General features: G+C 47.0%; 11 protein-coding genes. 3 read left to right on the top strand and 8 right to left on the bottom strand.

Annotation, left to right across the window (positions count from 1 at the left end; translation table 11 throughout):
• Positions 1-23: 23 nt before the first annotated feature.
• Entirely contained in the window at positions 24-1,217 is a 1,194-nt protein-coding gene (gene tyrS / locus L5M51_RS13840) for a tyrosine--tRNA ligase (RefSeq protein ID WP_173246149.1), read from the top strand.
• A 99-nt stretch (positions 1,218-1,316) separates the two neighbouring features.
• Here the strand turns inward: tyrS and L5M51_RS13835 are convergent, their stop codons facing one another.
• The 8 genes from L5M51_RS13835 to gltB form a co-directional block, all read right to left on the bottom strand.
• Positions 1,317-1,745: a hypothetical protein gene (locus L5M51_RS13835; protein WP_113940677.1), complete on the bottom strand. Its 429-nt coding sequence runs from the start codon at positions 1,743-1,745 to the stop codon at positions 1,317-1,319.
• A gap of 126 nt (positions 1,746-1,871) precedes the next feature.
• The gene (locus L5M51_RS13830; RefSeq protein WP_028760847.1) at positions 1,872-2,363 is read right to left on the bottom strand and encodes a nuclear transport factor 2 family protein; all 492 of its coding nucleotides are present in this window, start codon (positions 2,361-2,363) and stop codon (positions 1,872-1,874) included.
• Position 2,364: 1 nt separating this feature from the next.
• Entirely contained in the window at positions 2,365-2,991 is a 627-nt protein-coding gene (locus L5M51_RS13825; RefSeq protein WP_105249873.1) for a trimeric intracellular cation channel family protein, read from the bottom strand.
• Positions 2,988-3,365: a DUF2721 domain-containing protein gene (locus L5M51_RS13820; RefSeq protein ID WP_012088590.1), complete on the bottom strand. Its 378-nt coding sequence runs from the start codon at positions 3,363-3,365 to the stop codon at positions 2,988-2,990. The genes L5M51_RS13825 and L5M51_RS13820 overlap by 4 nt, the downstream gene beginning before the upstream one ends.
• 56 nt (positions 3,366-3,421) lie before the next feature.
• Positions 3,422-4,411: a cobalamin biosynthesis protein gene (locus L5M51_RS13815; RefSeq protein WP_028760845.1), complete on the bottom strand. Its 990-nt coding sequence runs from the start codon at positions 4,409-4,411 to the stop codon at positions 3,422-3,424.
• Positions 4,412-4,433: 22 nt separating this feature from the next.
• Positions 4,434-5,144 carry a 5'-methylthioadenosine/adenosylhomocysteine nucleosidase gene (locus tag L5M51_RS13810; protein WP_173246143.1) on the bottom strand — a complete coding sequence of 237 codons (711 nt, stop codon included), beginning with the start codon at positions 5,142-5,144 and terminating at the stop codon, positions 4,434-4,436.
• Positions 5,145-5,467: 323 nt separating this feature from the next.
• Positions 5,468-6,874, bottom strand: coding sequence for an FAD-dependent oxidoreductase (locus L5M51_RS13805; RefSeq protein ID WP_263173315.1), 1,407 nt, complete (start codon positions 6,872-6,874; stop codon positions 5,468-5,470).
• A 6-nt stretch (positions 6,875-6,880) separates the two neighbouring features.
• Entirely contained in the window at positions 6,881-11,329 is a 4,449-nt protein-coding gene (gene gltB, locus L5M51_RS13800; protein ID WP_263173314.1) for a glutamate synthase large subunit, read from the bottom strand.
• A gap of 588 nt (positions 11,330-11,917) precedes the next feature.
• On the opposite strand from gltB, the gene L5M51_RS13795 reads away from it, so the two are divergent.
• Together L5M51_RS13795 and L5M51_RS13790 are read left to right on the top strand one after the other, a co-directional pair.
• The gene (locus tag L5M51_RS13795) at positions 11,918-12,847 is read left to right on the top strand and encodes a TIGR01212 family radical SAM protein (RefSeq protein ID WP_173246136.1); all 930 of its coding nucleotides are present in this window, start codon (positions 11,918-11,920) and stop codon (positions 12,845-12,847) included.
• Positions 12,848-13,051: 204 nt separating this feature from the next.
• Positions 13,052-13,417: an Hpt domain-containing protein gene (locus L5M51_RS13790; RefSeq protein WP_028760840.1), complete on the top strand. Its 366-nt coding sequence runs from the start codon at positions 13,052-13,054 to the stop codon at positions 13,415-13,417.
• Positions 13,418-13,574 lie beyond the last annotated feature (157 nt).

Genomic DNA, 13,574 nt, shown 5'->3' with positions numbered 1-13,574 from the left:
TGGCCTTAGGAGTCCCTGCCGAGATGGCTGATTTAGACCAAGTATTAGCAGAAATTAGACGTGGTACCGATGAGATTTTACTCGAAGCGGATCTGCTGGAAAAACTCAAAGAAGGACGTCCACTCCGTATTAAGTTAGGCGCTGACCCTACCGCTCCGGATATCCATCTTGGACACACTGTAATCTTGAATAAATTAAGATTATTCCAAGAGTTAGGTCATGAAGTCATTTTTTTGATTGGTGACTTTACTGGTATGGTGGGGGACCCAAGTGGTAAAAATAGCACACGTCCGCCGCTCACCCGTGAACAAGTTTTAGCGAACGCGGAAACCTATAAAGAACAGGTTTACAAGATCCTCGATCCTGCTAAGACTCGTATCGAATTCAACTCAAGCTGGTTAGAGCCATTGGGCGCCGCTGGTATGATCCGTCTCGCGTCTAAGCAAACTGTGGCTCGTATGATGGAGCGTGATGACTTTAAGAAGCGTTATGCCTCGGGTCAGTCGATTGCGATTCATGAGTTTATGTATCCTTTACTTCAGGGCTATGACTCAGTTGCGCTGCAGGCCGATGTTGAGTTGGGTGGTACAGATCAAAAGTTCAACCTGTTAATGGGCCGTGAACTGCAAAAAGCCGAAGGCCAAAAGCCACAAGCTGTGATCATGATGCCGCTGCTCGAAGGTTTAGACGGCGTGAAGAAAATGTCTAAATCGGCGCATAACTATATTGGCGTGAGCGAACCTGCCAACGAAATGTTTGGCAAGCTGATGTCAATTTCGGATGACTTGATGTGGCGCTACTTTGAACTACTGTCATTCCGCCCACTGGCTGAAATTGAACAGTTTAAGCAAGATGTGGCGAATGGGTCTAACCCACGTGACATTAAAATCGCCTTAGCTAAGGAAATTATCACACGTTTCCACGATGCAGCGTCTGCCGAAAGTGCGCATCAAGCCTTTGTCGATCGTTCTAAGGGCATGATCCCCGATGATATCGAAGAAATTGAGTTAGTTGCGGGTGAAGGTATTGCGATTGCCAATCTGTTGAAAGACGCAGACTTAGTGTCGTCGACTTCAGAGGCGATGCGGATGATCAAGCAAGGCGCGGTGAAGATGGACGGCGAAAAGCTAGAAGATAGCCGTATGACTTTGTTCGCGGGTACTGTTGCTGTATTCCAAGTCGGTAAACGTAAGTTTGCCAAAGTGACTTTGGTATAGTGACGTTGGTTTAGTTAGGTTTACGCTACAGTAAGTTTAAACGAACAAAAAGAGCGCCTTAGGGCGCTCTTTGTTTTTGAATCTTTTGATAATACAAGATTAAGGCGCTGTGCTGGCCTCATGCTCGGCGATATTACATCTGTCGGTGCCAAAGTGTTGCCCACCACTGCATTTCCATGCCAATTGGGCCGAACTTACCTGCCAAAGTTTAGCGTTTTGTTTCAGTGAGATAATCAACAGCATCTGTGGATGCTGCTTGGAAAGCTCGCTCACTTGATAGGTTAAAATGCCGTCTTTATTGGTTTGAGTTCGCACTAAGGTAAATTTGTTGCCTGCATATTGGCTGCTGATTTTATTGGGATCTTCCGACCAAGGCTGATGTTGTGCCTGAGCGGTACGTAGTTGTTGATTAAAATGGCTTACTGGCTGAACGGCGTAGGAAACGATAATGGGCTGTAAGGCCTGTGCTTTGGGGGCCAGTATTAAGCCATTAAGGGCGAGTAGGGCAATCAATCCAAAAAACTTCATACAAACCTCATTGAAACGAAACGGCTCAGTCAATTTTTCAAAGGTGAAATACGCAGTGGTATTGACTCATTGTTAGTTTCGACTCGTTTTTAGGGATCAAGTTTCAAAGACGGGTAAATTTTGTGACTACTGCATCGCTAATTGGTCTGACATGGTCTGGTAATCAATTAGGTCGACATGTTCCGTTACTCTGCGATTGAGCATGTCGATCTTAAGGCTTGTCACACCAGGTATCGCAACATCGATGATTTTCCCCGGTTTGCCAAATTGTTCACCTGGACCCTTGAAATGGTAGTTACCTATCATCACCACTAAAGAGCCTGCATTATACATATGTTCTATGTTGAAGTTGTACTCGAGCACGCCCTCGTGGGCACGCTCAAGGAAGTCGATAATGAAGCGGCCGCCAGTGTATTTACGGTTGGCGGTTTTGTCGAAGAAGACGCTTTCGCGGTTATAGAATTTTCGCAGTGTCTTATAGTCGTGTTCAGTTAGCGCATTCATATATTTTACGGCTAACTGCTGTTCTTGTGGCATTTCACCTGAGTTGGCTTGCGCCGCTGCAGGATTGAGGGCTGGAACAAAAATGAGGCACAAAATAAAACACAATATTCGCAAACTATTCCCTCTTGGTCTTGAGATCAAAGGCCGGTAATGAAAGATGCCACTTGATGGCACTTAAGCGGATTAACAGGGCACTGGCCATCGCCAGAAACAGCGCCATTTTTTCACCCATACCGTAGGCTAAGCTCACGGTATAGCCGATACCACCTATGATCGAAGCTGTGGCATAGACTTCTGTGCGTAAGACCATAGGAACTTGTCTACACAGTAAGTCTCGAATAATGCCTCCTCCCACGCCTGTGATCAAGCCCATTACGACGGCAATCATCCCACTCAAGCCCATATTGAGGGCCTTTTCAGCACCTATCACGGTAAAGAGGGCCAATCCAAAGGCATCTGCGACGGGTAAAATATACTCGGGTACCTTACGAGGGCGACGGACTAATAGCAAACAGACGAGCACGGTCGCGAGGATCACTATGATGTAATTCGGGTCGCGGATCCAGAACACTGGCGTTGCACCAATTAAGGCATCACGAATACTGCCACCACCGACAGCGGTAACCGAGGCGAGCACTATTACGCCAAAGGGGTCCATTCTATGGCGTCCAGCGGCAAGTGCGCCGGATAATGCAAATACAGCGGTACCCCATAAATCAAAAAAGTAGATCCACTGGCTCATTTACTCATCTCTTTGATATGGATATTTAATGCGTCAACAGAGATGCGGATTTCAATCACAGATAAAATCAGTGAATAGAGCAAGAGCAGTAGGCTAGCGCCAAAAATCACTGAGCCGGTTTTATTAAAGCCTATATAGATAAAAATCATACACAGTACGCATAGGGCAAAGCTTGACACGCCTGCTTCCTGCATTCGACGAATGATAGTAATACGCTGGCTCAGGTTCTTAATTTGATCTTTATGTACGGGTTTTTCACCATTGCTTAAATTTCGGATTAATGCGGCTAAGGCAAAAAAACGATTGGTATAAGCTAATAATAACAATGAGATAGCAGGAAATAACAACGCAGGTGTTGTTAATGAAACATGCATGTTTTCGAGCAAGATGGTCAGCCTTTAACTTCACGTTGAGATAATGCGGCATCATATCACAGGCTTTGTAACCAACGTAAACTTGCCCATAACAAGGGCAGTATAATGATAAAGCTAAACCAGATAGCACAGGCACGTGAGGTCAGCTTAATTGCAGGCGTGATGTCATCACAGGTTGGCTGCGGACCGTAGCACAATTTATCCACATTGATACGCACGCCAGCAAACTTCTGTGGTCCACCGAGCTCGATTCTCAAAATACTGGCCACGAGATTCACACTGAGAACATAACCTCGAATAGCGTGATGATTTTTAGGGGCTCTAAAAAGTTTTGCAAACGCCTTAGGCCCGCCTTGAATGGCGAGCGACAGGCTCCACAACCAAGCCGGAATCGCCAGCAAGATAATCGATACACCATTCACAGTACTGCAGAAATGTTGATACTTTGGTTGAATGGGCGGCCAGCTCAATTCGAGTTGTTTGAGCATTCGCACAGCTAGCACTAGCGGTGCTCCAGCAATAGCGAAAAAGAAAATGGTCGATGCTGTGCCGTAAATAGGCGCTGTGGCGAGTTTTTCTATGGTGGCTTTGGCTAGGCCGATTTCCGACAAACTATCGGTATCGCGCACTACCCAAGGCTGTAAAAGCTTTTTTGCGCTGGCATTGTCTCCACGTTTTAAGGCTTTAGCGATTTCATCGGCGACTTGGCTAAACCCTGCATCGGTTAAGCATAGATAAAGCACCAAAAATTCGAAAAACCATGGAAAGGCGGCCAGTTCGAGCAAAAAGGTGATAATGGCCCAAAACGGAAACAGTAACAGCATCATAGCTAAAAAGCCTGCTGTGGCTTGTTGGCTTGGAGAGCGTTCTGGGCGATTTACCTTGGCGGCGAGTTGCTTAGCTAAATGGCCAAACCAAATAAGCGGCTGCATTTCCCGTGGTAATGGCGCTAACCGCGCCAATAACAAAGCAAAAAAAAGTACCAAAAAGCCTTCAAACAAAGCGCCATCTATCTCGACAAGTTGTTGATAAAAAGAGGTGTGCATTCGGTACTTTCCACTTAAGTGATTATTTTATTGCGCTAGGATTCAGTTGCTCAAGCAGCAACATCACCATCAGAGCCGAGTGATAACCCGCTTTGACAATATAAGAGTCGAAATCCACTGGCGAGTCATTGTTGGCGTTATCCGATAAAGAGCGGATCACCACAAATGGCACTCCAAACTGATGACAAACTTGAGCGATTGCCGCGCCTTCCATCTCACAGGCAGCCATAGTCGGGAAGTTTTTGAGCATGGCTTGGGTGCGAACAGGATCGCAAATAAAGCTGTCGCCAGTACAAATCAAACCTTCAATCGCTTTGACTTCACCCAGTTGAGCAATCGCTTTGTTGGCTGCTTCAACTAAATGTGCGGCAGGAATAAACGCAGCAGGTTGCTGCGCCATTTGGCCAATTTCATAACCAAAGGCGGTGACATCCACATCATGGTGACGCACTTCAGAAGAAATCACGATATCGCCAATGGCCAGCGAATCCACAAAACCACCGGCAGAACCAGTATTGATCACCGCATCCGGCGCATATTTTTCGATGAGTAGCGTGGTCGCAATACTTGCGGCGACTTTACCTATGCCTGAGCGAGTCACTACTACGTCTTTACCCGCGAGAGTACCAGCAATAAATTCAATACCAGCAATGGTTTGCGATGTCGCATTTGTCATGGCGGCGATCAGGTGAGCGACTTCTGGCTCCATTGCGCCAATAATTCCAATTTTCATGGGAGACCTTTTTGATTCAACACTTAAAGAGTGGGACACGGGAATGCTGGCTAATATACCACACAGTTTTATGCAGTCGTTATGGCGAGATTGGGATTGCTTGATAATCGCGGGGTAAAACGCGGGAGGGTTAACGAAAAAAGTGCGCTCCTAAGATGCACGCTTTCATCTATCTATTTTATCCATCAACCGATTGCGATAAGTCACTAGCCAATGGCTGAACTCGTTTGCACGAGTCCAGCCATTGGAGTGCTTGTTAAAATGACAAGGGTAAAATGTTTTTTACCTGTAAAACAAACACGTTGGCGCTTAATCTATAGCGCTTAGTCTAAGTAATTAAGAATACCTTGGGCGGCATCGCGACCTTCGGCAATGGCTGTCACGACTAAGTCAGAACCACGCACCATATCACCACCGGCAAACACCTTCGGGTTGGTGGTTTGGAATGGGTTTTCATCTAACTTACTCGCTTTGACTCGGCCCCATTGATCGAGCTCGATACCGTGTTCGGCAAACCAAGGTGCTGGGCTAGGTTGGAAACCAAAGGCGATAATAATGGCATCGGCTTCGAGCAACTGTTCGCTACCGGCAATCGCTTCGGCGCGTTGACGACCACTGGCATCGGCCTTGCCCATGGCTGTTTCAACGCATTCAATGGCGATCACTTTGCCATCTTGGGTTTTAATCGCCACAGGTTGACGGTTAAACAAGAAGTTAACTCCTTCCTCCCGCGCATTTTGCACTTCACGACGTGAGCCTGGCATGTTGGCCTCGTCCCGGCGGTAAGCACAGACTACGCTGCTGGCACCTTGTCTGACGGCTGTGCGCACACAATCCATCGCAGTATCACCACCGCCTAATACCACCACACGTTTACCTTCAAGGTTCAGGTAGGGCGTTTCAGTATTCTGGGTGCCCATTAAATGATGGGTGTTACCAATCAAATAGGGCAGGGCTTGGTATACGCCTTGGGCATCTTCACCCTCAAGGCCTGCTTTCATCGCGGTATAGGTGCCCATACCGAGGAAGACGGCATCGTATTCTTCGAGCAGTTTAGTAAATGGGATGTCCTTACCGACAGTGACACCGAGTTTGAACTCAATGCCCATGCCTTCTAATACACTGCGACGGGTCGCCATAACGGCTTTGTCGAGTTTAAAAGACGGAATACCGTAGGTGAGTAGACCACCAATTTGTGGATATTTATCAAAGACCACAGCTTTAACACCGTTGCGAGACAGAATATCCGCGCAGCCTAAACCCGCAGGACCCGCACCGACAATCGCCACTCGTTCAGGGCGTGGCGTGACCTTGCTCATATCGGGGCGCCAGCCTTGGGCGATCGCTGTGTCGGTAATGTATTTTTCGACATTACCGATAGTGACAGCGCCAAAGTCGTCGTTCAGAGTACAAGCACCTTCACAGAGTCTGTCTTGTGGACAAACACGGCCGCAGATTTCGGGCAGAGTGTTGGTCTCATGTACTAAATCTGCCGCTTCCATGATGCGACCTTGTTCCGCTAGCTTGAGCCAGTTAGGAATATAATTGTGTAGCGGGCACTTCCACTCACAATAAGGATTGCCGCAATCTAAACAGCGGTCCGCTTGCTCAGCCACTTGAGGCTGAGCAAAAGGCTGATAGATCTCAATAAACTGAGTCGCACGTTTAGCCGCAGGGTGTTTAGCGGGGTCTTTACGACCCACTTCAATAAATTGAAAATCGTTACTCATGCGCCATTACCCCGCTTTTACAACTAATTCTGGGCTCGATTTCTCTAATTTGAGCAGATCGGCCACGGCAATATTTTTAGGTTTTACTAATACGAAGCAATCTAACCAGTTACCAAAATCACTTAAGATCATCTTGGCATGTTCGCTGCCCGTTTCGGCCACGTGGGCTTCAATCAGACCTTTTAAATGTTGTTGATGAATAGGTGATTCGAGTTTTTGAGTATCGACAAGCTCAGTATTCACACGGCGATTGAAGCGGCCGAATTGATCGAACACATAGGCAAAACCGCCTGTCATCCCAGCGCCGAAGTTCACCCCTGTTTTGCCAAGGACAACCACAATGCCGCTGGTCATGTATTCGCAGCCGTTATCGCCAAGCCCTTCAACCACAGCAATCGCCCCAGAGTTACGGACTGCAAAACGCTCGCCTGCTTGACCTGCGGCGAAGAACTTGCCGCCCGTCGCGCCGTAAAGACACGTGTTACCGACAATGGCGCTACGCTCACTTTGGAACGGGCTGCCAATTGGCGGGTAGATGACGATTTGGCCGCCAGACATGCCTTTACCCACATAGTCGTTGGCATCGCCGCAGAGTTTTAACTCAAGGCCAGGACTGTTCCACACGCCAAAGCTTTGGCCGGCACTGCCGTTAAAGCTCAGTTTGACCGGTGCTTTGGTGCCTTTGACGCCGAGTGTGCTTGCGATATAGCCTGACAACGTCGCGCCAACGGAACGGTCTGTGTTGTTGATGCTGTAAGCGGCATCGAAACTCTCGCACTTATCGACAGCGCTTTGGCATTCGTTTAATAAATGCTGGTTAAGCAGCCCTAAATCGGCCGGTGGATTGGTTTCTTGCCAAGTGCGTGACGAGGTTGCAGGCACCTTGGGTTGATACAAAATCGGTGACAGATCTAAGCCTTGTTGCTTCGCGGTTTGGCCTTCGAGGGCATATAACCATTCACTGCGACCGACTAAGTCTTCAAACTTGCTCACCCCTAAGGTCGCCATCCATTCACGTACTTCCTGTGCAACAAACTCAAAGTAAGTCATCACTCGCTCTGGCAGACCATGGTAATGGTTGTCACGCAGGTTTTTATCTTGCGTTGCTACGCCAGTCGCACAGTTGTTCAAGTGGCAAATACGCAGGTATTTACAACCTAGGGCGATCATAGGCACAGTACCAAAACCAAAGCTTTCGGCGCCTAATAACGCGGCTTTAATCACATCGGTACCGGTTTTTAAGCCGCCATCGACTTGCAGGCGAATTTTATGACGTAGACCATTTTCCACTAGCGATTGATGCACTTCGGCTAACCCTAGCTCCCATGGACTGCCCGCATATTTCACTGAGGTAATTGGGCTAGCACCTGTGCCGCCGTCATACCCTGAAATCGTGATCATGTCCGCATAGGCTTTGGCCACGCCGGTGGCGATAGTGCCCACACCGGGTTCTGACACAAGTTTCACTGAAATCAGCGCTTTAGTATTGATTTGCTTCAAGTCGAAAATCAGCTGGGCTAAATCTTCGATAGAGTAAATATCGTGGTGCGGCGGCGGTGAAATCAAGGTCACACCAGGACGTGCATGACGCAGTCCGGCGATTTCAACACTCACTTTATGGCCGGGTAACTGACCACCTTCACCGGGTTTTGCCCCTTGGGCGACTTTAATCTGCAACACATCGGCATTAACTAGATAATGCGCCGTGACGCCAAAGCGTGCCGAGGCAATCTGTTTAATTGCTGAGTTGCGTTCAGTATTAAAGCGGCGTGCATCCTCACCACCTTCACCTGAGTTCGAGCGGCCACCTAAGCGGTTCATCGCGATAGCCAGTGCTTCATGGGCTTCAGGGCTCAAGGCGCCGATACTCATGGCGGCGCTGTCAAAACGTGAATATAGATTTGATGCCGCTTCTACATCGGCGACATCAATCGATGTTTGCGCGCCCTTAATACCGATTAAGTCACGCAGTGTGGCCACGGGACGATTGTCGACGAGTTCGGCGAATTTTTTATAGCTCGCGAAGTCTTTGTCAATCAATGACGCTTGCAAGGTGTTGACCACATCAGGGTTGAAGCAGTGATACTCGCCGCCCTCAACGTATTTCAGCAGGCCACCTTGCGGTAATGGCACATGGGCACGGTAGGCCGCTTTGTGCAGAATAGCTTGGTCTTGGGCGATGTCTGCAAAGCCTGCACCCTCGATGCGGCTAATTACGCCTTTAAAACACAGTTCGATCACTTCGCTGGCAATGCCTATGGCTTCAAATTGTTGGCTGCAACGATAGGAGCCGACAGTGCTGATGCCCATTTTGGACATGATCTTACGCAAGCCTTTTTCGATGCCGTAGCGGAAGTTCAACATCAATGCCGTGGTATCGGTTAAGTCATGGCGTTTCGCCAGTTCGGAAATTGACTCATACACTAAATACGGATAAATCGCCGTGGCACCAAAGCCAAGCAATACAGCAAAGTGATGCGGATCTCGCGCCGATGCGGTTTCAACAATAATGTTGGTGTCGCAGCGCAGGCTCTTATTCACCAGCATTTGTTGCACAGAACCGACCGCCATGGCCGCGGGGATCACTTGCGCCGTTTTACCTATGGCTCTATCCGAAAGGATCAACAAAGTCGTGCCGCTGCGGGCTAAACGCTCGGCTTCGGCTGTGATACGGCGAATGGCACTTTCTAAGCCTTCCTGTGGTTCGTAATTTAAATCGACAATATTGGCGCGATAGTAAGTGCTATCTAATCCCAGTAACTGGTTAAAATCACTGAATAATAAAATAGGTGAATTGAACATCACTCGGTAAGCATGCCCAGTCGTTTCATTGAAGAGGTTCTGTTCACGGCCAATACAAGTGGTCAATGACATGACGTGCTTTTCACGTAAGGGGTCGATAGGTGGATTCGTTACTTGAGCAAATTTCTGCCTAAAATAGTCATACAGGGAACGTGACTTTTTCGACAATACCGCCATAGGTGTGTCATCGCCCATAGAACCTGTGGCTTCTTCACCTTGCTTCGCCAATACCCAAATGACTTGTTCTAATTCCTCACGGGTATAGCCAAATTGTTTTTGGTATTGCAGCAATAGTTCAGGGCTTAACTCGCTGGCACCGTGCTGCTCAGAGGCTAAATCTTCCGCTGGCGTTAAAGTACGGCTGTTTTTCGCCATCCACTCTTTGTAAGGGTGGCGGCGTTTAAGATCGTTATCAATTTCAAAAGATTGGTACAGGCGGCCGTTCAAGGTATCTAATACCAGCAATTCGCCAGGCCCAACACGGCCTTTTTCAATCACTTCATCGGCGGCGTAATCCCAAATACCCACTTCGGAGGCTAAGGTCAAAATACGATCTTTTGTGATCACATAACGCGATGGACGCAGACCATTACGGTCAACAGCGCAGGCGGCATGGCGACCGTTGGTCATCACAATACCTGCCGGACCATCCCAAGGCTCCATGTGCATAGAGTTAAAGTCGTAGAAGGCTTTTAATTCGTCATCCATTTCCGGATTACTTTGCCAAGCAGGCGGGATCAATAGACGCATGGCACGGTATAAGTCCATGCCACCAGATAACAGCATTTCCAGCATGTTATCTAAAGATGAAGAGTCTGAGCCTGTTTCATTCACAAAGGGAGCGGCCTGCTGCAAATCTGGAAGTAGCGGCGAATTAAACTTATAGGCACGGGCGCGGGCCCATTGACGGTTACCCGTAATCGTATTGATTTCGCCGTTATGGGCTAAATATCTAAACGGCTGAGCTAATGGCCATTTAGGAGAAGTATTGGTTGAGAAACGCTGATGGAATAGGCAGATAGAGCTTTTTAAGCGAATGTCCGCGAGATCGGGATAAAACGCGGGCAAGTCTACAGGCATCATCAGACCTTTATAGACGATAACTTGGCCTGACAAACTCGCGACATAGAAGTCTTTGTCGTCGGTGATCTGCTGCTCTAGGCGGCGACGCGCCATATAAAGGCGACGTTCCAAGTCTTTTTCACGCCAGCCAATGGGGGCGTTGATCAGCACTTGATAGATTTGTGGCAGGCTAGCCTTGCCAATTTCACCTAACACATCGGGATTGACAGGCACCTTGCGCCAGCCTGCAATACTTAAGGTTTCACGCTCGAGTTCGCGCTCAAGAATAAACTTGGCTTGGTCAGCCAGTTCATCATCTTGACTTAAAAACAGCATACCTACGGCAAATTTTCTGCTCAAATGCCAATCATTTTCCGCGGCAATCGCTTCAAAAAATTGCACGGGTAATTGCATTAATAAACCACAGCCGTCGCCAGTGCGACCGTCGGAGGCAATGCCCCCTCGGTGCTTCATGCGATCTAGACCATGGATTGCCGTGCGCACTATACGGTGGCTGGCTTCGCCATCCATCTGTGCTATCAACCCAAAACCACAATTGTCCCGCTCAAAACTGGGATGATATAAGCTCATACAAAAACCTCCCTAGACCTCAACTGATTACTACTCGGGGAGAAAATGTAAAGACTTTCTATAGATATGCACCCGAACCACCCAAATTAGCCTGAGATTCAATAAAGGTCAAACCAAAAATTTGCATAAAACATGGGTATTAATTCATGTTTCATACACAAATCACAATTGCCTTACGTTAACGTCAACAGTAAAATGTGCCGTATAACATTATGAATAAAAAGAATTTTAAAAACTATCAAACTCAATATTTACCAAGGTGTAACATGCTGATGGGATTGTTTTTGATTTAGAAATAGTGATTTTTATTGCAAACACAGTAAATAGATAAAAAATTAAAATTGTTGAATTGTTATTCATTTTTGATGTGAGCAAGATCTCAGCGGTAAGCTGGCTAATTTGAGGATGCGCACATTTATGATAATAACGGTATGAGTCAGGCGGGAATTTGATGTAGCGCCAAGAAAACTCTCGCTACCTTATTTACACTAAGCTTTTTCTTCTATTTGTTCACGTATTTTCTTTTCTATTTGTGATTTTATCTTGGTTATTCTCAATGAAGCGATATGAAATTTGGTGGGTGCTCTGATGGGGCTTGATGCATATGTGAACACCTTTGGTGCCGTTTGTAAGGCGCGATATGGCACCCGACTGCGAAAACTCACTATAGATGCCAAGTTTACTTGCCCTAACCGTGACGGCACTTTAGGGCGCGGAGGTTGTACTTTCTGTAATGTGGCGTCATTTAGCCATCAAACCGCCGAACTATTGAGTATTACTGAGCAACTCGAACAGGGTAAGAGCCGCTATCGTGAGGCGAAGCCTCAGGCACAAGCCGATAAATTTATTGCTTATTTTCAAGCTTACACTAGCACTTATGATGAATATCAAGTGTTAATGGCTAAGTACGATGAAGCGGTTAAAGATGGCGAGATAGTCGGTTTATGTGTTGGAACTCGCCCCGATTGTGTGCCGAATAATGTACTGGATTTACTGGCGCGTTATCAGGCAAATGGTGTCGATGTGTGGTTAGAACTCGGGTTGCAAACAGCCAAAGATGAAACACTGCGTAGAATTAACCGTGGCCATGATTTCGCCTGTTATTGTGACACTGTGTCTAGGGCGAGAGCTCGCGGTCTTAAGGTGTGCACTCATCTCATTCTTGGTTTACCCGATGAAACCCATAGCGATTATATGGCGACTTTAGCTGCTGTATTGCAGCATGGCGTTGATGGCTTGAAGCTACATCCTTTGCATATCGTCGAAGGTAGCACTATGGCTAAGTCGTGGCGAAGTGGGCGCTTACCTTTATTGAGTCTTGAGGATTATGCCCACAGTGTCGGCGAGATGATCCGCCATACCCCCCTAGACGTGATTTTTCACCGTGTCACCGCTTATGCGAAAAAGCCTATGCTATTAGCACCCGATTGGTGTGCCTATCGTTGGGATGGATTGGTGGCGATTGTGGATAATTTGCAGCATTATGGTGGACAAGGGCACGCATTAGCGCAACGATAGAGGCAAGTTAGTGGGATAAATTTACTCCCTAAATGTTATGTCGTCGCTATTATTTCGTAAGCGTTTATTTACGACTATTAGTTTGTTTTTTGTTAATTTTAATCTGAATTAGACCATGAATATCGCTATAAGTTGCACTGACAATTTTAGTGGGTATCATGTGATAAATTCGTTTTAAGCATTGAACCACTTAAGGGAGGCCTTATGGCCACAGTTGAATTAGAAGCAATCCTAGATCTCAATACTCTCGAACAGTACTGCAGCGCCATTGGTGCCGGTACCTTACTCAAGAGTGTGGTGTTATTTGAGCAGTTAATGCCTGAATATGTTGGAAATCTAGTGAAAGCTAACGACGCAGCAGACAAAGATACCTTATGTTCAGAAGCACATAAATTTAAAGGTGCTGCAGGTTCCGTGGGGTTAAAACGTATTCAGCAAATCGCTCAATTATTACAGCATGGCGAAGAAGCAAGATGGGATGCTGAACATGGCTCTTGGGTTGCTGACATCGTTGAACACGCGAGTGCAGATTTACAACAGTTAAAGTTATTCCTCCAAGCCAAAGCATAAAATATTACTTGCTAAGGTAAGTTAAGGCGCAGCAATAATGTCTATTGTTGCGCTCAATTGAGTGAATCTTGCATTGGTTTTACGATTAAGTTTGTTGTTTTCGACATTTTCTTGTTAGCGCTTTTCCCATCTTATTTTGTTACTCCCACTTAAGTTT

It is taken from the genome of Shewanella sp. SM73, assembly GCF_025653795.1.
Classification (GTDB): Bacteria; Pseudomonadota; Gammaproteobacteria; order Enterobacterales; family Shewanellaceae; genus Shewanella; species Shewanella oncorhynchi.
This window is presented reverse-complemented; position numbering and strand designations above follow the sequence as displayed.